Annotated in this window: 16 protein-coding genes; 12 read left to right on the top strand and 4 right to left on the bottom strand. The window is 72.3% G+C overall.

Features of this window, described 5'->3' with window-relative positions:
• Window positions 1-5 precede the first annotated feature (5 nt).
• The 5 genes from AC2EAQ_RS04985 to AC2EAQ_RS04965 all read left to right on the top strand — a co-directional run bounded on the left by AC2EAQ_RS04985 (window position 6) and on the right by AC2EAQ_RS04965 (window position 6047).
• Window positions 6-614 carry a nucleotide-binding protein gene (locus AC2EAQ_RS04985; RefSeq protein WP_484640688.1) on the top strand — a complete coding sequence of 203 codons (609 nt, stop codon included), beginning with the start codon at window positions 6-8 and terminating at the stop codon, window positions 612-614.
• Window positions 611-1087 carry a MaoC family dehydratase gene (locus tag AC2EAQ_RS04980; protein ID WP_484640687.1) on the top strand — a complete coding sequence of 159 codons (477 nt, stop codon included), beginning with the start codon at window positions 611-613 and terminating at the stop codon, window positions 1085-1087. Before AC2EAQ_RS04985 ends, AC2EAQ_RS04980 begins: the two co-directional genes overlap by 4 nt.
• Before the next feature lie 13 nt (window positions 1088-1100).
• Window positions 1101-1883, top strand: coding sequence for a response regulator (locus AC2EAQ_RS04975; protein WP_484640686.1), 783 nt, complete (start codon window positions 1101-1103; stop codon window positions 1881-1883).
• On the top strand, window positions 1880-3688 hold the full coding sequence (locus AC2EAQ_RS04970) for an ATP-binding protein (RefSeq protein WP_484640685.1): 1809 nt from the start codon (window positions 1880-1882) through the stop codon (window positions 3686-3688). Before AC2EAQ_RS04975 ends, AC2EAQ_RS04970 begins: the two co-directional genes overlap by 4 nt.
• A gap of 139 nt (window positions 3689-3827) precedes the next feature.
• The gene (locus tag AC2EAQ_RS04965) at window positions 3828-6047 is read left to right on the top strand and encodes a putative bifunctional diguanylate cyclase/phosphodiesterase (RefSeq protein WP_484640684.1); all 2220 of its coding nucleotides are present in this window, start codon (window positions 3828-3830) and stop codon (window positions 6045-6047) included.
• Here the strand turns inward: AC2EAQ_RS04965 and AC2EAQ_RS04960 are convergent.
• The 4 genes from AC2EAQ_RS04960 to metG all read right to left on the bottom strand — a co-directional run bounded on the left by AC2EAQ_RS04960 (window position 6017) and on the right by metG (window position 11093).
• Complete coding sequence (locus AC2EAQ_RS04960; protein WP_484640683.1) at window positions 6017-6871, bottom strand: segregation and condensation protein A; 855 nt, start codon at window positions 6869-6871, stop codon at window positions 6017-6019. The genes AC2EAQ_RS04965 and AC2EAQ_RS04960 overlap by 31 nt on opposite strands.
• Before the next feature lie 19 nt (window positions 6872-6890).
• Window positions 6891-7091 carry a DUF3460 family protein gene (locus tag AC2EAQ_RS04955; protein ID WP_484640682.1) on the bottom strand — a complete coding sequence of 67 codons (201 nt, stop codon included), beginning with the start codon at window positions 7089-7091 and terminating at the stop codon, window positions 6891-6893.
• A gap of 47 nt (window positions 7092-7138) precedes the next feature.
• Window positions 7139-8833, bottom strand: a complete 1695-nt coding sequence (locus tag AC2EAQ_RS04950) for a SulP family inorganic anion transporter (RefSeq protein ID WP_484640681.1) — start codon at window positions 8831-8833, stop codon at window positions 7139-7141.
• A gap of 211 nt (window positions 8834-9044) precedes the next feature.
• Window positions 9045-11093 carry a methionine--tRNA ligase gene (metG, locus tag AC2EAQ_RS04945; protein WP_484640680.1) on the bottom strand — a complete coding sequence of 683 codons (2049 nt, stop codon included), beginning with the start codon at window positions 11091-11093 and terminating at the stop codon, window positions 9045-9047.
• A 62-nt stretch (window positions 11094-11155) separates the two neighbouring features.
• On the opposite strand from metG, the gene AC2EAQ_RS04940 reads away from it, so the two are divergent.
• From AC2EAQ_RS04940 to AC2EAQ_RS04910, 7 genes are all read left to right on the top strand, one after another.
• Complete coding sequence (locus AC2EAQ_RS04940) at window positions 11156-11926, top strand: GGDEF domain-containing protein (RefSeq protein WP_484640678.1); 771 nt, start codon at window positions 11156-11158, stop codon at window positions 11924-11926.
• A 137-nt stretch (window positions 11927-12063) separates the two neighbouring features.
• Window positions 12064-13161, top strand: a complete 1098-nt coding sequence (locus AC2EAQ_RS04935) for a hypothetical protein (RefSeq protein WP_484640677.1) — start codon at window positions 12064-12066, stop codon at window positions 13159-13161.
• Between the two features lie 74 nt (window positions 13162-13235).
• Window positions 13236-14327, top strand: coding sequence for an iron-sulfur cluster carrier protein ApbC (apbC, locus tag AC2EAQ_RS04930; protein ID WP_484640676.1), 1092 nt, complete (start codon window positions 13236-13238; stop codon window positions 14325-14327).
• A gap of 122 nt (window positions 14328-14449) precedes the next feature.
• Window positions 14450-14956: a DUF3305 domain-containing protein gene (locus AC2EAQ_RS04925; RefSeq protein WP_484640675.1), complete on the top strand. Its 507-nt coding sequence runs from the start codon at window positions 14450-14452 to the stop codon at window positions 14954-14956.
• Window positions 14953-15645 (top strand): DUF3306 domain-containing protein, encoded by a 693-nt coding sequence (locus tag AC2EAQ_RS04920; RefSeq protein WP_484640674.1) that lies wholly within the window; start codon window positions 14953-14955, stop codon window positions 15643-15645. The genes AC2EAQ_RS04925 and AC2EAQ_RS04920 overlap by 4 nt, the downstream gene beginning before the upstream one ends.
• The gene (locus AC2EAQ_RS04915) at window positions 15548-17749 is read left to right on the top strand and encodes a 4Fe-4S dicluster domain-containing protein (RefSeq protein ID WP_484640673.1); all 2202 of its coding nucleotides are present in this window, start codon (window positions 15548-15550) and stop codon (window positions 17747-17749) included. Before AC2EAQ_RS04920 ends, AC2EAQ_RS04915 begins: the two co-directional genes overlap by 98 nt.
• On the top strand, window positions 17746-18378 hold the full coding sequence (locus AC2EAQ_RS04910) for a TorD/DmsD family molecular chaperone (RefSeq protein ID WP_484640671.1): 633 nt from the start codon (window positions 17746-17748) through the stop codon (window positions 18376-18378). Before AC2EAQ_RS04915 ends, AC2EAQ_RS04910 begins: the two co-directional genes overlap by 4 nt.
• Window positions 18379-18397: the final 19 nt, after the last annotated feature.

Raw genomic sequence — 18397 nt, 5'->3', positions numbered from 1 at the left:
TCCCGATGCCGGTGATCGTCGTTGCGAACCCCAAGGGGGGCGTGGGCAAGAGTACCGTCGCGACCAACCTCGCCGGTGCGCTGGCGAGGGCCGGGCATGCGGTGATGCTGGGCGACGTGGACCGCCAGCAGTCCGCGCGCCAGTGGCTCGGGCTGAGGCCCGCGGCGCTGCCGACGATCCAGGGCTGGGACATCGCCCGCGACGACGTGGTGCGGCCGCCCAAGGGTGTCACGCATGTCGTGCTGGACACGCCGGCCGGCCTGCACGGCGGCAAGCTGGATGCGGTGCTGAAGATCGCCGACCGCGTGCTGGTGCCGTTGCAGCCGAGCCTGTTCGACATCCAGGCCAGCCACGCCTTCGTGCAGTCGCTGCGCGAGCACCGCCGCGGCGCCCGGCTGGCCGTGGTGGGCAACCGGGTGCGCGAAGGCACCATCGCGGCCGACCAGCTGCGCGCCTTCCTCGACACGCTGGGCGTGCCGGTGCTGACGATGCTGCGCGACACGCAGCTCTACGTGCAGCTCGCCGCGCGCGGCGCGACGCTGTGGGACGTGGCCCCCAGCCGTGCCGAGCGCGACCTGGAGCAGTGGCAGCCGATCCTGCAGTGGGCCCGATGACCGCTGCCGAGGGCCGCACCCCGACACGCTTCGCGCGCCTGGCCGATCTGGCCGCGCTGGTGGGTCAGGACCTGGCGGTCAGCGACAGCGTGCTGATCGACCAGGACCGCATCGACGGCTTCGCCGCTCACACCGAGGACCGGCAGTGGATCCACGTCGACCACGCCCGCGCCGCCCAGGGGCCCTTCGGTTCCACCATCGCCCACGGCTTCCTCACCCTGTCGATGCTGCCGCACCTGATGGAGCGGTCGATGGTGATCGGGGACGTGCGCATGGGCATCAACTACGGCGTCAACCGGGTGCGCTTCCCGTCGCCGGTGCCGTCGGGCAGCCGCGTGCACGCCCGCTTCCGGCTGCTGTCGTTCGAGCCGATCGACGGTGGCGCCCAGCTCGTGATCGAGGCCACCTTCCTGCGCGACGGCCACGCCAAGCCGGTGTGCGTGGTGGAGCAGGTCGTGCGGCAGTACACCTGAGGCGGCTGCGGTCATGAAGGTCCTGCTCGTCGACGACCATCCGCTGATCCTGGCCGCGCTGCAGAGCGTGATCCGCGGCCTGGGCGACGACGTCACCGTGGCCGGCGTGGGCACCGACCGCGAGGCGCGCGAGGCACTGGCGCGCGAGGCCGACTTCGACCTGGTGCTGCTGGACCTGCAGCTCGGCGACACCGACGGCTTCGACCTGCTGGCCGAACTGCGCCAGACCTACCCGGCGCTGCCCGTGGTGGTGGTGTCGGCGTCGGACCGTGCCAGCGACGTGATCCGCGCCATCGACGCCGGCGCCATGGGCTTCGTGCCCAAGCGCGCCAGCAACGACACCCTGTTCGACGCGCTGCGGCTGGTCATGTCGGGCGGCATCTATGTGCCGCCGATGTCGCTCGGCCTCGGCTCGGCGCCGCCCCCGACGCCGCGGCGCGACCTGTCGGTCGAGGGCGACACCGTGCCCGACGTGATGCGGCCGGTGCCCTTCGATGACGACCTCGGCGACATCGCCCGGGCGGCGGCGGCCGAGCCGCACCAGGAGGTGCCGCTGTCGTTCGAGTCGCTCGGCCTGTCCAAGCGCCAGGCCGACGTGCTGGCCTACCTGCTCAAGGGCATGCCCAACAAGCTGATCGCGCGCGAAATGGGGCTGTCGGTGGAAACCGTGAAGGACCACGTCGCGGCCGTGCTGCGCGCGCTCAAGGTGTCGTCGCGCACGCAGGCGGTGCTGGCGGTGAGCCAGATGACGCGTCGCGGCGGGTCCGCCATGCCCGGCTGGAAGCCGTCGCGGTGAACGCCGCGCTCCGCGGCCCGGCGCGCAGCGGGGCCGACCATGTGCGCGCACTGTTCGAGCAGACGCCGGCGGTGCTGGCGGGCAATGCGATCGGCGTGGTCCTGGTGGCGCTGGCCTTCTGGAGCCTGGCGCCGCTGCCGCGCGTGGGAGGCTGGCTGCTCGCCGCCGTGCTGCTGTGGTCGGCGCGGCTCGCGCACTACCTGCGCTACCGCGCCCGCCGCGACGCCGACGACGCCACGCTGCTGGGCTGGCGCGACAGCTGGCGCGCGCTGGTGCTGCTGCAGGGCTCGATGTGGCCGCTGGCGGTGTGGCTGTTCTGGGGCATGGGCTCCACCTTCCACACCGTCGCGCTGATCCTCATCGCCGTGAGCTATGCGCTGGGTTCGGTGCAGCTGCTGGCGTCGCAGCAGGCGCTGTTCGTGGCCTTCGCCTCGGTGGTGCTGCTGCCGATCGTGGTGCGCGTGGCCAGCGACTCCCACCAGCCCTGGCACTGGCAGCTCGCGCTGGTGCTGGCGCTGCTGTTCGGCATCACGCTGCTGATGGGCCGCACCTACCGCGACGCGCTGTCGCAGGCCATCGGCCTGAAGCAGCACAGCGAGCACCTGGCCGAGCAGCTGCGGCGCGAGAAGGCGGCGGCCGACGAGGCGCGCCGCGTGGCCGAGGCCGCCAGCCGTGCCAAGACGCAGTTCTTCGCCGCCGCCAGCCACGATCTGCGCCAGCCGCTGCACGCGATGGGCCTGTTCGCGGAGGCGCTGCGCCAGCGCGGCCAGAAGTCGGGCGACGTCGAGGTGGCCTCGCTGGTGAACAGCATCAACCAGAGCGTCGACGCGCTGGAGGGCCTGTTCGGCGAACTGCTCGACCTGACCCGCATCGACACCGGCGGCGTGGACGTGCAGCCCGGTCCGGTGCGGCTGAAGGACCTGTTCGCACGCGCCCGGCTGCACTTCGAGCCGGTGGCGTTCGAGAAGGGGCTGGCGCTGTCGTTCCGGGGCGGCCACCGCATCGCGCACAGCGACCCGCTGCTGGTGGAGCGCATCCTGCGCAACCTGATCAGCAACGCCATCCGCTACACCGAGGACGGCGGCGTGCTGGTGGGGGCGCGGCCGAAGCCGGGCGACCCGGGCAAGCTGCTGCTGCAGGTCTGGGACAGCGGCGTGGGCATCGCCGAGGCGAGCCTGCCGCGCATCTTCGACGAGTTCTTCCAGGTGCAGGGCGGGCCGCCGTTGGCCGCACACCAGAAGAAGGGCCTCGGCCTGGGTCTGGCCATCGTCAAGCGGCTGGCCGACCTACTGCAGGCGCCGCTGACAGTGCGCTCGATGCCGGGCCGCGGCACCGTGTTCACGCTCGAGCTGCCGGTGGGGCGCGAACCGCGCAGCATCGCGCCGCCCTCGGCGTCTTCCAGTGGCGGGTTGGGTCTCGCACTCACCGGGCGGCAGATCCTGGTGGTCGAGGACGAGCCGGCCGTGCGCGAAGGCCTGATCGTGCTGCTGGAGGCCTGGGGTGCCACCGTGCAGGCCTTGCCCGATCTCGCGACGCTGCACGCCTGGCTGGCCGACTCGCAACGGCCGCCGCCGGACCTGCTGATCGTGGACTACCGGCTGCCCGAGGGCCGCACCGGCGTCGAGGCGCTGGCGGCGATGCGTGCGCACTGGCCGGGTGTGGCGCTGCCGGCCATCGTGGTCACCGGCAGCAGCTTGGGCGGGCACGAGGACGAGGCCGGCCGGCACGACTTCCACCTGCTGATCAAGCCGGTGCTGCCCAACAAGCTGCGCGCGATGATCGCCTTCAAGCTCGGCATGCGCTAGGCGGCGCCAACAATTACCGCGCCGGGCCGTGGCGGCACCTCGTGAGCCGGCTGCGAACGCCGAAGATAGGAGGCTGCGAAACCCTTCCCTCATGGCCATCGCCCGGACAACTCGCGCTTCCAAGCCTGGCCCGGCCGCCTTGCCCCACGACGTGGAGCAGGCGCTGGTGGAGCAGCGCATGGCGCTCGACCATGCCGGCGTGGGCATCGCGCTGGTGCGCCAGCGCCGCATCGTCAGCTGCAACCAGCGCTTCGCCGAGATCTATGGCCACGCCGATGCGGCGGCGATGGTCGGCGCCAGCACGCTGACGCTCTACCTCGACGACGCGGACTATCACGACCTCGGCGTCGCCGCCCACCCGGTGATGGCCAGCGGCCAGCCCTACCGTGCCGAGCACCTGATGGTGCGGCGCGGCGGCGTGCCCTTCTGGGCCCACCTGACGGGCACGCTGATCGACCCGGCCGACACCCAGCGCGGGTCGGTGTGGATCGTGGAGGACATCGACGAGCAGCGCCGCGCCCGTGCCGCGCTGGCCGAGGTGCGCGAGCAGCATCAGATCATCCTGGACAACGCGATGGTGGGCATCGTGTTCCTGCGCGAGCGCCGCGTCACCCACTGCAACCGCGCCTTCGAGCAGCTGTTCGGCTGGGGAGCGGGCGAACTCGACGGCCGCCTGTCGCGCGAGTGGTACCTCTCCGACGAGGAGTGGGAAGAGGGCGGGCGCCGCTGCTACGAGCCCTTCAAGCGCGGCGAGGTCTTCGTCGGCGAGATGGTGCTGCGCCACCGCGACGGCCATCCGATCGTGTGCGAGGTGCGCAGCAAGGCGATCGACCCGCTGCGGTTGGAGCTGGGCTCGATCTGGATCACGATGGACATCACCGCGCGCAAGCGCGCGGAGGACGCGCTGCTGCAGGCGCGGGCCGATCTCGAGCGCGAGGTGCGCGAGCGCACCGAGCAGCTGCGCCTGACGGTCCAGGCCCTGGAGCAGAAAGTGCGCGAGCAGGAGGCGGCCGAGGCCCGCATCCAGCGCCTGGCGCACTACGACCCGCTGACGGGCCTGCCCAACCGGTCGCTGCTGGAGGACCGCTGCCGCCTGCTGATCCATTCCGCCCAGCGCCACGGCCATTCGCTGGCCGTCATGTTCATCGACCTGGACCACTTCAAGACGGTGAACGACTCGCTCGGCCACCGCGTCGGCGACGCGGTGCTGGTGTCGCTGGCCCAGCGCCTGCGCAAGGAGGTGCGTGCGCAGGACACCGTGGCGCGCCTGGGCGGCGACGAGTTCGTGCTGCTGCTGCCCGAGACCGACGCCGACGGTGCGGCCTGCGTGGCGCAGAAGATCGTGGCCGCCGCGCAAGAGCCTTTCCAGGCCTTTGGGCACGAACTCACCGTGACGCCGTCGGTGGGCATCGCGCTGTACCCGGCCGACGGCGCCGACCTCGATGCGCTGGCGCGCGCGGCCGATGTCGCGATGTACCGCGCCAAGGAGGACGGCCGCAACACCTGGCGCTTTTTTACCGCCGAGCTGCAGGCCAATTCCGACCGGGCACTGCTGGTGTCCAACGCGCTGCGGCGGGCCCTCGAGCGCGACCAGTTCTCGCTGGCCTTCCAGCCGCAGATGGACCTGGACAGCGGTCGCATCGTCGGTGCCGAGGCGCTGCTGCGCTGGCAGCATCCCGACCTGGGCTGGGTGTCGCCGGCGGAGTTCATCCCGATCGCCGAGTCCAACGGGCTGATCCTGCCCATCGGCGAATGGGTACTCGACCAGGCGGCGCGTCAGATCGCGGCCTGGGATTGCGCCGGTCTGCCCCGCATCACGCTGGCGGTGAACGTGTCGTCGGTGCAGTTGCGCCAGGCCGACCTGCCGCAGCAGGTGCGCCGGGCGCTGGAACGATGCGGCGTGGCCCTGGACCGACTGGAGGTCGAGCTGACCGAGGGCGCCGCGATGCGCGACCCGCAGGGCGCCACCGCGGTGATGAACGCGCTGTACGAGCAGGGCACCGAGCTGTCGATGGACGACTTCGGCACCGGCTACTCGTCGCTGGCCTACCTGAAGCGCTTCCCGATCGCCAAGCTCAAGATCGACCGCAGCTTCGTGCGCGACGTGATGACCGATGCCGGCGACCGGGCCATCGTCCACGCCATCATCAGCATGGCCTCCAGCCTGGGCATGCGCACGGTCGCCGAGGGAGTGGAGACCCAGGAGCAGCTCGACTTCCTGCGCGAGCGCGGCTGCCACGCGATGCAGGGCTACCTGCTGTCCCGGCCGCTGGCGGCATCGCAGTTCGAGGCCTTCCTGCGCGAGCGCACCGGCACCCCGGCGCCGGCTCAGGTCGGCTGGAACGCCAGCCGGACGTAGATCGGGGCGAACGCCTCGGCCTGCGTCACCTCGACCAGGCTCTCGCGCGACAGCTCGAGCAGGGCGATGAAGGTCACCACCACCACCGGCACGCCGCGCTGGGTCTCGAACAGGTCCTCGAAGAGCGCGAAGCGACGGCCCTGGAGCCGTCGCAGCACCAGGCTCATGTGCTCGCGCACCGACAGCTGCTCGCGGCTGATGTGGTGATGCTGCACGAGGCGCGCGCGCGCCAGGATGTCGCGCCAGGCCTCGCGCAGGTCGGCCGCCGACACGTCGGGCAGGCGCGGCTCGAGCGACTGCTCGATCGTCACCTGGGCGCGCAGGAAATCGCGCCCGAGCACGGGAAGGGCGTCCAGGCGCGCGGCGGCGAGCTTGATCTGCTCGTACTCGAGCAGGCGCCGCACCAGCTCCGCGCGCGGGTCCTCGGGCTCGCTGCCGTCGTCGGTCTTGCGCGCGGGCAGCAGCATGCGGCTCTTGATCTCGATGAGCATGGCCGCCATCAGCAGGTACTCGGCGGCCAGCTCCAGGTTGCGCACGCGGATCTCGTCCACGTAGCGCAGGTACTGGCGCGTCACCTCGGCCAGCGGGATGTCGAGGATGTTGAAGTTCTGCTTGCGGATCAGGTAGAGCAGCAGGTCCAGCGGGCCTTCGAAGGCTTCGAGGAACACCTCGAGCGCGTCCGGCGGGATGTACAGGTCCTGCGGCATCGCGAACAGCGGCTCGCCGTACAGGCGTGCCACGGCGACGCTGTCGATCGGGCCGGGCGGCAGCGCGGCCACGGCGGCCGGGTCCGCCGGCGGCGGCAGTTCGGGCGAATCGATCATGGGGCGCCTGCCCGCGACCCTACTTGGTCTGGTAGACGTAGGGCTTCTGCGGCACCCGCGCCTCGGACCACTGCGCGAGCGCGTCGCGATCCTGGGCCTTGTCCCACAGCCGGGCCCGGCCCGCGCGCTGTTCGGCCTCGAGCGTCGGGCGGCGCGTCTTCAACTCCTCGATGAAGGCGGTGGCTTCGGACTTGTAGGGCTTGCGGGCGAAGATCGACATGGCGGGGTCAGGGTGCGGCCGACACGGCCGGGGGGCGGGCGCCGATTCTACCGGGGGGTGGCCTCGTCGCCCCCGGTCACCCGGGCCAGAGCCTCGGGCAGCCGGGCGACGATCGCGTCCTCGCCCAGCGCCGCCGCGAAGCCGGACCGCCGCATCAGCGACAGGGGCTGCTCGTTCACGTCGGCCAGCACCAGGGGGATGCCCCGCTTCTTCAGCTTGCGGTGCAGGTGATCCAGAGCGTCCAGGCCGGACGTGTCCATCGAGATCAGGCGGTGCATCTCCAGCACCACGGCGCGGGTGCCGGGCGGCACCTGCTGCTCCAGCGCCTCGATGCGCGCCACCGCGCCGAAGAACAGGGAGCCGAACAGCTCGAAGGCCGCCACGCCCTCGGGCAGCGGCGTGTCGCGGCAGGGCTGCACACGGAACAGCGTGCCCATGCGGTAGATGAAGAAGAAGCAGGCCAGCACCAGGCCCACCTCCACCGCCACCGTCAGGTCGAAGATCACCGTGAGCAGGAAGGTGCCCACCAGAATGGTGCGGTAGGGCACGCTGAACTGGCGCAGGCGGCCGAACTCGTGCCACTCGCCCATGTTCCAGGCCACGAACAGCAGGATCCCGGCCAGCGCCGGCAGCGGGATGTGCACCGCCAGCGGCGCGGCCAGCAACACCACGGCCAGCAGCGTGGCCGCATGCACGATGCCGGCCACCGGCGTGCGGGCGCCCGAGCGCACGTTGGTCACGGTGCGGGCGATGGTGCCGGTGGCGGGCATGCCGCCGAAGAGCGGGCTGACCATGTTGGCCACGCCCTGGGCCATCAGTTCCTGGTTCGGGTCGTGGCGCGGCAAGTCGTCGGTCAGGTTGTCGGCGACCCGGGCGCACAGCAGCGACTCGATCGCGCCCAGCAGCGCGATGGTCAGCGTGGGGATCAGCAGCTGCTTGGCGCTGTCCCACGAGAAGGGCGGCAGCGACAGCTCCGGCAGCGATCGCGGGATGCCGCCGAAGCGGGTGCCGATGGTTTCCACCGGCAGCGCGAAGTACCAGCAGACCAGGGTCGTCGACACCAGCGCGACCACCGGGCCGGGGACGCGCGAGATGGCGCGGATCGACGGGCCGTCCTCCAGGCGCTGCGCGAACGCCTTGGACGCGAACAGCCGCGGCCACAGGAACAGCCCCGCGAAGCAGGCCAGGCCCAGGCCCAGCGCGTAGGGGTTGAAGCTCGCCCGGTGCGACCAGAGGGCGCCGATCTGCGAGAAGAAGTCGGCCGGCATCCGGTCGATCGACAGGCCCAGCAGGTCCTTCACCTGCGACAGCGCGATCAGCACCGCGATGCCGTTGGTGAAGCCGATGATGATGGTCACCGGGATGTAGCGCACCCAGGCCCCGAGCTTGAACAGCCCCAGCAGGAACAGCAGCACGCCCGCGCTCGCGGTGGCGATCAACAGGTTGGTCAGCCCGTAGCGCTCGACGATGCCGTAGACGATGACGATGAAGGCGCCGGCCGGGCCGCCGATCTGTACGTTGGACCCGCCCAGCGCCGAGATCAGGAAGCCGGCGACGATGGCCGTGACCAGGCCCTGCTCGGGCTTGAGGCCACTGGCGATCGCGAAGGCCATGGCCAGCGGCAGCGCGACCACGCCCACCGTGAGACCGGCGCCCATGTCGGCCGCGAACTGGCGGCGGTCGTAGCCGCGCAGCGCCTCAACGGCGCGAGGGCGGAACGGATGGAATCGGCTGGGCAGCATGCGGGCTCCGGAGTGACGAGGACGGATCGAGGTCGGTCCTCGTCAACGGGGGTCCGCAGTGGTGCAGGCGCGCCATGAAGCGCCGCCGCCGGGAGAGCGGCCAGGCGCGGTTGCAGCAGGGCGAAGGCACGCGCCGAGTCTACTGCGGGGACCTCTCGCGACCCTGACGGCGCCCGGCCCGGGGTGCCGTCAGGGTGGGGCAGGCGCCGGATCAGCGCACGCGCAGGCCCGGCGTGGCGCCCGGCCAGGGTTCCAGCACGTACAGCCCCGGGTGGGCCTTCTCGTCGGCATGGCTGGCCGCCAGCACCATGCCCTCGCTGACGCCGAACTTCATCTTGCGCGGCGCCAGGTTGGCCACCAGCACGGTCATCTTGCCCACCAGGTCGGCGGGCGCGTAGGCGCTGCGGATGCCCGAGAACACGTTGCGCAGCCGGCCCTCGCCGGCGTCGAGCGTCAGCCGCAGCAGCTTGTCGCTGCCTTCGACGAGCGCGGCGTCGACGATGCGCGCCAGGCGCAGGTCCACCTTGGCGAAGTCGTCGATGCCGATCTGCGCGGCCAGCGGCTCGCCGCCCGGTGCCGGCGGCGTGTCGGCCTTGGCCGGCGCCTCCAGCAGCGCGTCCACCTGCTTGGCGTCCACCCGCTGCATCAGGTGCTGGTAGGCGCCGATGGTGTGCGCGCCCAGCGCGCGCTGGGCGTCGGCCCACTGCAGCGGGGCTACCTTCAGGAAGGCCTCCACCCTGGCGGCCACGGCGGGCAGCACCGGCTTGAGGTAGACCGTGATGACGCGGAAGGCCTCAATGCACACGCTGCACACGTCGTGCAGCGCGGCGTCCATGCCGTCCTGGCGCGCCAGTTCCCAGGGCTTGTGCCGGTCCACGTACTCGTTGACGCGATCGGCCAGCAGCATCACTTCGCGCAGCGCCTTGCCGAACTCGCGCTCCTCGTACAGCTCGCGCACCGCCGCGGCATGGGCGCGCAGGCCGTCGAGCAGGGCGCGGCCCTCGACGCCGGTGTCGGCCGACAGGGTGCCGCCGAAGCGCTTGGCCAGGAAGCCCGCGGCGCGGCTGGCGATGTTGACGTACTTGCCGACGAGGTCGCTGTTGACGCGGGCGATGAAGTCGTCGGGGTTGAAGTCGATGTCCTCGACGCGGGCGTTGAGCTTGGCGGCGATGTAGTAGCGCAGCCACTCGGCGTCCAGTCCCACCTCCAGGTAGCGCAGCGGCGACAGGCCCGTGCCGCGGCTCTTGCTCATCTTGTCGCCGCCCAGCGTGATGAAGCCGTGCACGTACACCTTGTCCGGCGTGCGCCGGCCCGAGAAGTGCAGCATCGCGGGCCAGAACAGGGTGTGGAAGTAGGTGATGTCCTTGCCGATGAAGTGGATCTGCTCCACCGCCGGGTCGGCCATGAAGGCGTCGTAGTCGCGCCCGGTCTTGCCGAACCAGTTCTTCAGCGACGCGAGGTAGCCCACCGGCGCGTCGAGCCAGACGTAGAAGTACTTGTCCTCGGTGTCGGGGATGCGGATGCCGAAGTAGGGCGCGTCGCGGCTGATGTCCCAGTCGGCCAGCGACACATGGCCCTGGTCGTCCTCGGCGAACCACTCGCGGATCTTGTTCAGCACCTCGGGTTGCAGGCGGCCGGGCGACGTGGTCCACTGCTGCAGGAAGTCGATGCAGCGCTGCGCACTGAGCTGGAAGAAGTGGTGCGTGCTGGTGCGCAGCACCGGCGTCGCGCCCGACAGGGCCGAGTACGGGTTCTTCAGCTCGGTGGGCGAGTACACCGCGCCGCACACCTCGCAGGAATCGCCGTACTGGTCCTTCGCGCCGCACTTCGGGCACTCGCCCTTGATGTAGCGGTCGGGCAGGAACATCGACTTCACCGGGTCGAAGAACTGCTCGATCGTGCGCTCGGCGATCAGGCCCTCGCGCCGCAGCGCGCGGTAGATGTCCTGCGCGAGCTCGTGGTTCTCCGGCCCGTCGGTGGAGTGCCAGTTGTCGAACGCGATGTGGAAGCCGTCGAGGTACTGGCGCCGGCCGGCGGCGATCTCCGCCACGAAGGCCTGCGGCGTCTTGCCCGCCTTCTCGGCGGCGATCATGATCGGCGCGCCATGCGCGTCGTCGGCGCAGACGAAGTGCACCTCGTGACCCTGCATGCGCTGGAAGCGCACCCAGATGTCGGCCTGGATGTACTCCATCATGTGCCCGATGTGGAACGGGGCATTGGCGTAGGGCAGGGCCGTGGTGACGAAGAGCTTGCGGGTCATGCGCGGATTCTAGGAGCCGACCCGGATGGCGGCCGGCCGGTGGCCGCCCCGACAATCCGCCCATGGAGGCCGCTTTCCGACGATTCGTGCTGCGCAGCCCGCCCGGCCTGTCGATCGCCTTCATCGTGGCCTGCAGCGTCGGCCTGTCGGTGGCGGCGCTGTTCGCCATCACGCTGGCGGCGGGGCTGGGGTTCAACGGCGACTTCCCGATCTACGTCGGCATCGCGGTGGCCTGCCCGCTGCTGGTGGCCACGCCGGTCAGCTGGATCATCGTGCGCCTCGTGCACGAGGCCGAGGCGGCGCGCCGCAGTGCGCAGACGCTGGCCTGGAACGACGAGCTGACCGGGCTGCTGAGCCGGCGCCGCTTCGCCGAGCTGGCGCGGCGCGAGCTCGACATCGGCCACCGAAGCGGCCGCAGGCCCTGCGCGGTGCTGATCGACCTGGACGACTTCAAGCGCATCAACGACGCCCATGGCCACGGGGTCGGCGATGCCGTGCTGCGCGCCCTGGCCACGTGCGTGCGGTCCAGTCTGCGCGGGTCGGACCTCGCCGGCCGCTGGGGTGGCGAGGAGTTCGCGCTGCTGCTGCCCGATACCACGGCACAGCCCGCCACCGACGTGATGCACCGGCTGCAGGCGGCGCTGCGGGCGCAGCGGGTGGCTGCGGGCGCGGGCGTGCAGGTGGGCTGCACGGCGTCGATCGGCGTGGCGCCCTGGTCGGGCCCGGACGAGCGCTTCGAGGAGCTGTTCGCCCGCGCCGACGCGGCGATGTACGCCGCCAAGGCGGCCGGCAAGGACCGGGTCGAACTGGCACCAGGGCCTTTGGGCGACTGAGGACGCCTCCCGGCGCGCTGGGGCGGCGTCGGGTCGACCGCATGCCCCCGCGCCGGCCGGGGCCTCACCGCGGCCCCGCGCCCCGTCCGCGCCGGCCCCCGTACCATCCGCCGCCTTTTTCCTGGGAGGGAGTGGACATGAGCCGCAACGGGGCCCGCGGGCTGCTGTGGACGATGGTGCTGGCTCCGACGCTGGCGCTGGCCCAGGCGGTGCCCCTGCCGCCCGCGGCGCCGTTCCGGCCGCTGGAGGTGCTGCGCGACGAGCTGCCGGACACCCTGGCGGCCACCGACCTGAGTGTCGTGGTCGAGGCCTCGGACGAGCAGTGCCGGCCGCAGGGGCCGCGCCTGCCGCTGGTCGGCAACGCGCCGCTGCAGCCCCACCAGCGCGCGTCGCGGGCCCTGTGTGCCCGCCTCGCGGCCGAGCCGGCGGCCGGCGGGCCGGTGCGGGTGCTGCTGCCGGCCCGGTTCGCCGACAGGTCGGTGGCGGCCGCGGTGACGCAGGTGCAGGGCGCGGGCGCGACGACCCGCTACGTCGCGCTGCTGCGCTGGCATGCCCAGCTCGCCGAGTCGATGCTGACCTGGCATCTCGAGGAGGTGGTGGTCGACACCCGCGACGGCCGCTGGCTCTGGCATGCGTCGCGCCGCATGGACGCCATCGCCGACGAGCGGGCGCCCGACCCCGCTTTGGCCAACGCCGCGGGCGGACTGGTCACCGCCTACCTCGGCCAGCGGCTGCCGTCCGCGCTGCTGCGGCGTGGCGCCGAGCGCCAGCCCGAAGGGTCGCTGGGCGGACGCTGGGAAATGCCGGACGCCCTGGCGCGGCCGGTGCCGGCGGGCAGTGCCCGCATCGTCGTTGTCGGCGACTACCACTCGCCGCGCTATCCGGTGGAAGGCGACTCGCGCCCGCTCGTGCTGACGCGCGTGGGCGAAGCGCCGGCCACGGCCACGCTGGCCGCGCCGCGCTTCTCGGTGATGTCCCTCGCCGTGGCGCCGGGCACCTACGACGCCTGGGCCCTGTGGGGCACCCAGCGGCGCGACGAGACCCGGCAGGTGCTGCCCGACGGGGGTGAACTCGTGCTGCGTGTCCACCGCGGCTTCGGCAATGCCACCTCGCTCGAAGTGCGCGACCGGGCCTGGCTCGACGACGCCCTGGCGCAACGCCTGCGCCATGCCTTCCTGGCCGACTCGAGGACGCCGCGCTCGTTCACGCACGCGACCTGGTTCGTAGGGCCATGAGCGGCCCGCTCCGGCCGGGCCGGGCGCGCGGCGGATAGACTGCCCGGCTGCATCGCCCGACCGCCAAAGACTCCATGAGCCTGACCGACACCGCCGTGACCGACGCCCTCCGGGCCGTGGTCGATCCCAACACCGGCAAGGACTTCGTGTCCACGAAGCAGCTGCGCAACCTGCGGGTCGAGGGCGGCGACGTCGCCTTCGACGTGGAACTGGGCTATCCGGCCAAGAGCCAGATCCCGACGCTGCGCAAGGCGCTCATTGCCGCGGTGCGCGCGCTGCCCGGCGTCGAGAACGTCAGCGCCAACCTGTCGTCGAAGATCATCGCCCACGCGGTGCAGCGCGGCGTGCAGCTGCTGCCGACGATCAAGAACGTGGTGGCGGTGGCCTCGGGCAAGGGCGGCGTGGGCAAGAGCACCACGGCCGTGAACCTGGCGCTGGCGCTGGCCGCCGAGGGCGCGCGCGTGGGCATCCTCGACGCCGACATCTACGGCCCGAGCCAGCCGATGATGATGGGCATCGAGGGCCGCCCCGAGAGCAGCGACGGCAAGACGATGGAGCCGCTGGAGAACTACGGCGTGCAGGTGATGTCGATCGGCTTCCTGGTCGACACCGACAACCCGATGATCTGGCGCGGCCCGATGGCCACTCAGGCGCTGGAGCAGCTGCTGCGCCAGACCAACTGGGCCGACCTCGACTACCTGATCGTGGACATGCCGCCGGGCACCGGCGACATCCAGCTCACGCTCAGCCAGCGCGTGCCGCTGACCGGCGCGGTGATCGTGACCACGCCGCAGGACATCGCGCTGCTGGACGCGCGCAAGGGCCTGAAGATGTTCGAGAAGGTCGGCGTGCCCATCCTCGGCATCGTCGAGAACATGGCCGTGCACGTGTGCCCGAACTGCGGCCATGCCGAGCACATCTTCGGCGCCGACGGCGGCAAGCGCATGGCCGAGGAGTACGGCGTGGACTACCTCGGGGCGCTGCCGCTGAACCTGTCGATCCGCGAGCAGGCCGACGCCGGTCGCCCCACGGTGGTCAGCGACGCCGACGGCGAGATCGCCGGCATCTACCGCACCGTGGCGCGCCAGGTCGCGGTGAAGATCGCCGCCAAGGCCAAGGACTTCAGCTCGAAGTTCCCGACCATCTCGATCTCGAAGAACACCTAATGCCATGAGCGCGACGGGCCGCTCCCAAGCGCTCATCCCGCAGCCCGAAGGGCGAAGGGTATGCCAATGACCGCGACGGGCCGCTCCCAAGCGCTCATCCCGCAGCCCGAAGGGCGAAGGGCATGCCAATGAGCGCGACCGGCCGCTCCCCCGCGCGCGCCGCGGTCCGCGTGGCGGTGGTGATGGAACGCGTGCGGGCGCCCAGCCGCTGGGAGGACTGGCGCCATTCGATCGTCGAGGTGCTGCCCGACGACGGCGGCTTCGGCGACGCGCCGCGCACGCTGCGCGACGACGGCACGGTGGCGCGCACGCTGCACCCGGGCCTGGAAGTCGGCCTCTACCCGGACGAGGGCGAGGGCTACTGGCTCAACCTCACGTCGCCGCAGACGGTGTGGTTCGTGATGTGGCGCATCGCCGACGAGGACCCGTCGCGCGCCTGGCCCGAGCTGGTCACGCTGTCCTACAACGAGGCCGGCCGGCTGCTCGATGCGCAGGAGCGCGTGGACAACCTGCCGGTGCAGGCCGACGTGCGCGCCTGGCTGCAGGCCTACACCGACGAGCACTACCGGCCCGAGCCCAAGCAGCGCAAGCGGCCGGCGTCGTTCCGTCCGCCCGGAGAGCGCGGATGAGCGAGCGCGACGGCGAGACCTTCCTGTCGCGCTGGTCGCGCCGCAAGGCGCTGGTGCGCGAAGGGCGCGAGGTGCAGCCCGAGCCGCCGCCGGCCCCGGCACCGGTGCCGACCGTGCCCGCGGCCGCCGGCCTGTCCACGACCGCCGCGGCCGCGCCGGCCACTGCGACGGCGCCGACGGCCGGCCCCGACGCGGCGCCGGCCCGGCCCGCGCCGCCCACGCTGGAGGACGCCGCCCGGCTCGAGCCCGGCGCCGAGGTCACCCGCTTCGTCGCGCCCGACGTCGACCCGCAGGTGCGAAACGCTGCGCTGAAGAAGCTGTTCGCCGACCCGCACTACAACGTGATGGACGGCCTGGACGTTTATATCGACGACTACGGCAAGCCCGACCCGATCCCCGCGTCGATGCTGCGCAAGATGGTGCAGTCGCACGCCCTGGGCCTGTTCGACGACGAGAAGGACCAGGACGCGGCCGGCGCCGGCACCGGGCCGCGACAGCCTGACGCAGCCGGCGAGCGGGCCGATCCCGATGGTGCGGCGGCCGCCGCGGCGGCACCATCGGCCGACGAACCGAGCCCCGGGACCCTTCCGAATGACCCAGACCCTGCTGTGCGACTGCAACCGGACGATGCCGCTGGACCGTCCGGCCCTGGCGAAGGCGCTGACGGCGACGCCGGGCGCCAGCGCTGACGGCGTCGAGCAGCCCTACACGCTGCTGTGTCGCCGCGAGGCGGGCGCGTTCCAGCGCGCCGCCAAGGACGGCGACGACCTGCTGGTGTGCTGCACGCAGGAAAGCCGCCTGTTCCTCGAACTCAACGACGAGACCGTCGGCGCGCCCAAGCTGCAGGAGCGGCCGATCCGCTTCGTCAACGTGCGCGAGACCGGCGGCTGGTCGCGCGACGCCCGCGGCGCGACGCCCAAGCTCGCCGCGCTGATCGCGGCGGCGCAGCTTCCCCCGCCGGACCCGGTGTCCACGGTCACCTACCGCAGCCAGGGACGCTGCCTCGTGGTGGGGCCGGCCGACGCGGCCGAGCGGGCCGCCGTCATGCTCGGCGCCGGCCTGGACGTCACGCTGCTGGTCGACGGCGGCGGCGCGCTGTCGCAGCGGCACGACCGGGCCACCTACACCGGCTCGCTCACCGGGTTGACCGGCTGGCTCGGTGCGTTCGAGGCCACCTGGGCCGCGCGCAACCCGATCGACCTCGACCTGTGCACGCGCTGCAATGCCTGCATCGCCGCCTGCCCCGAGGGCGCGATCGACTTCTCCTACCGCGTCGACCTGTCTCGCTGCCGCAGCCACCGCGACTGCGTGGCCGCCTGCGACGCCGCCGGCGCGATCGACTTCTCGCGCGCCGAGCAGACGGTGGGCGAGCGCTTCGACCTGGTGCTCGACCTGCGCCCCGCGCCCGCCTTCACGCAGCACGCGCCGCCGCAGGGCTACTTCCATGCGCGCGACGAGCGCCAGCTGGTGGACGCGGTGCTCAGGCTGCGCGACCTGGTGGGCGAGTTCGAGAAGCCGAAGTTCTTCCACTACAAGCCCAAGCTGTGCGCGCACAGCCGCAACGAGAAGATCGGCTGCACCGCCTGCATCGACGTCTGCTCCGCCGGCGCGGTGCGCAGCGACGCATCGCTCAAGGGCAAGGCCGGCTCGCGCGTGCGCGGCGCCACGCCCGCGGTGCCGGTGCCGGGCGGCCTGGGCGGCGGCATCGTCGTCGAGCCGCACCTGTGCGTGGGCTGCGGCGCCTGCACCACGGTGTGCCCGAGCGGTGCGCTGGCCTACGCCACGCCGAACACCGTGGACCAGGGCCGCCGCCTGCGCACGCTGCTGGCGGCCTACCGCCAGGCCGGTGGCCGCGACGCGGTGCTGCTGCTGCACAGCGAAGGCGCCGGCGCCCGGCTGGTCGACGAACTCGGCCGCGCCGCGCGCACCGACACCTCGGTCCACGGCGTGCCGGCGCGCGTGATCCCGGTGCCGCTGTGGCACACCGCCAGCGTCGGCCTGGACCTCTGGCTGGCCGCGATCGCGCTCGGCGCCAGCCAGGTGTGGGTGCTGGCCACCGACGAGGAGGCGCCGCAGTACCTGCAGGCGCTGACCGAGCAGATGGCCGTCGGCCAGGCCCTGCTGACCGGCATGGGCTACGCGGGCGAGCACCTGCGCCTGCTGCAGGCACGCGACGCACGCGACCTCGCCACGCTCGACGCCGCGCTGCAGGCGCCGCCGGCGCAGGGCGTGGGCAAGGCGGCGAGCCTGTCGCCGCAGGCCGACAAGCGGGCCACGCTCGACCTGGCGCTGGAGTACCTCGCCGCGCAGGCCCCGTCGGCACTGCCCGAGGCCATCGCGCTGCCGGCCGCGGGCTCGCCGCTGGGCACGCTGGTGGTGGACGCGCAGCGCTGCACGCTGTGCCTGTCCTGCGTGGGCGCCTGCCCGGAGGCCGCGCTGGCCGACAACCCGGACAAGCCGCAGCTGCGCTTCGTCGAGAAGAACTGCGTCCAGTGCGGCCTGTGCGCGAAGACCTGCCCCGAGGACGCGATCCGGCTCGAGCCGCGCCTGTGGCTGGCCGACGGCGGCAAGGCGCGCAAGGCGCTGCGCGTGCTGCACGAGAGCGAACCCTTCCACTGCATCAAGTGCGGCAAGCCCTTCGGCACGCTGCGCGCGATCGAATCGATGATCGCCAAGGTGGGCAGCCATGCCGCCTTCGCCGGCGACGCCGCCCAGCGCCTGCGCATGTGCGGCGACTGCCGCGTGGTGGACATCTTCAGCAACCCCAACGAAGTGAAGATCACGGACCTATGAAGCCCGCCGAAGTCCGCGCCCTGTCCTTCGCCACCGCCGGCGACAGCGAGGAGATCGCCCGTGCCGAGCTGTACGGCCTGCTGGCGCGGCTGTGGATCGCGCCGCCCGACGCCGAGCTGCTGACGCAGTTCCGCGTCGCGGTGACGCAGGCGCCGCAGCCGGGTGGCTTCCTCGAGGCGCCGTGGCAGTCGCTGGTGGCGGCGATGCGCGCGGCCAGCGCCGAGTCGGCCGCCGACGAGTACGACGCGCTGTTCGGCGGCGTCGGCAAGCCCGAGGTGCTGCTGTATGGGTCGTTCTACCTCACCGGCTTCCTCAACGAGAAGCCTCTGGCCGACCTGCGCACCGACCTGTCCGCGCTGGGGCTGGCGCGCGACGAGACGCGCGGCGAGACCGAGGACCACATCGCCTACCTGTTCGAGGTGATGCGCTACCTGATCGCCGGCGACGACGTGACGGTGTGCAACCTGGAGCAGCAGCGGCGCTTCTTCCGCACCCACCTGCAGCCCTGGGTCGAGCGCCTGGCCGACGCGGTGCAGGCACAGCCGCGGGCCGTGCTGTGGCGCGAGGTGGCGGCGTTCACGAGCGCCTTCATCGAGGTGGAGACGCAGGGCTTCGACATGCTCGAGTGACGCCGCGCCGGCGGCCGGC

The organism is Aquabacterium sp. T101 (assembly GCF_057219775.1).
The sequence above is the reverse complement of the archived record's forward strand: the minus strand, read 5'-3'. Positions and strand labels throughout refer to the sequence as shown.

Coding starts and splice junctions, on each gene's coding strand:
- AC2EAQ_RS04925 (WP_484640675.1), top strand. CDS start 14,450: ATGCCAATGAGCGCGACCGGCCGCTCCCCCGCGCGCGCCGCGGTCCGC.
- AC2EAQ_RS04980 (WP_484640687.1), top strand. CDS start 611: ATGACCGCTGCCGAGGGCCGCACCCCGACACGCTTCGCGCGCCTGGCC.
- AC2EAQ_RS04985 (WP_484640688.1), top strand. CDS start 6: ATGCCGGTGATCGTCGTTGCGAACCCCAAGGGGGGCGTGGGCAAGAGT.
- AC2EAQ_RS04910 (WP_484640671.1), top strand. CDS start 17,746: ATGAAGCCCGCCGAAGTCCGCGCCCTGTCCTTCGCCACCGCCGGCGAC.
- AC2EAQ_RS04975 (WP_484640686.1), top strand. CDS start 1,101: ATGAAGGTCCTGCTCGTCGACGACCATCCGCTGATCCTGGCCGCGCTG.
- AC2EAQ_RS04950 (WP_484640681.1), bottom strand. CDS start 8,833: ATGCTGCCCAGCCGATTCCATCCGTTCCGCCCTCGCGCCGTTGAGGCG.
- AC2EAQ_RS04960 (WP_484640683.1), bottom strand. CDS start 6,871: ATGATCGATTCGCCCGAACTGCCGCCGCCGGCGGACCCGGCCGCCGTG.
- apbC (WP_484640676.1), top strand. CDS start 13,236: ATGAGCCTGACCGACACCGCCGTGACCGACGCCCTCCGGGCCGTGGTC.
- metG (WP_484640680.1), bottom strand. CDS start 11,093: ATGACCCGCAAGCTCTTCGTCACCACGGCCCTGCCCTACGCCAATGCC.
- AC2EAQ_RS04955 (WP_484640682.1), bottom strand. CDS start 7,091: ATGTCGATCTTCGCCCGCAAGCCCTACAAGTCCGAAGCCACCGCCTTC.
- AC2EAQ_RS04940 (WP_484640678.1), top strand. CDS start 11,156: ATGGAGGCCGCTTTCCGACGATTCGTGCTGCGCAGCCCGCCCGGCCTG.
- AC2EAQ_RS04915 (WP_484640673.1), top strand. CDS start 15,548: ATGACCCAGACCCTGCTGTGCGACTGCAACCGGACGATGCCGCTGGAC.
- AC2EAQ_RS04935 (WP_484640677.1), top strand. CDS start 12,064: ATGAGCCGCAACGGGGCCCGCGGGCTGCTGTGGACGATGGTGCTGGCT.
- AC2EAQ_RS04920 (WP_484640674.1), top strand. CDS start 14,953: ATGAGCGAGCGCGACGGCGAGACCTTCCTGTCGCGCTGGTCGCGCCGC.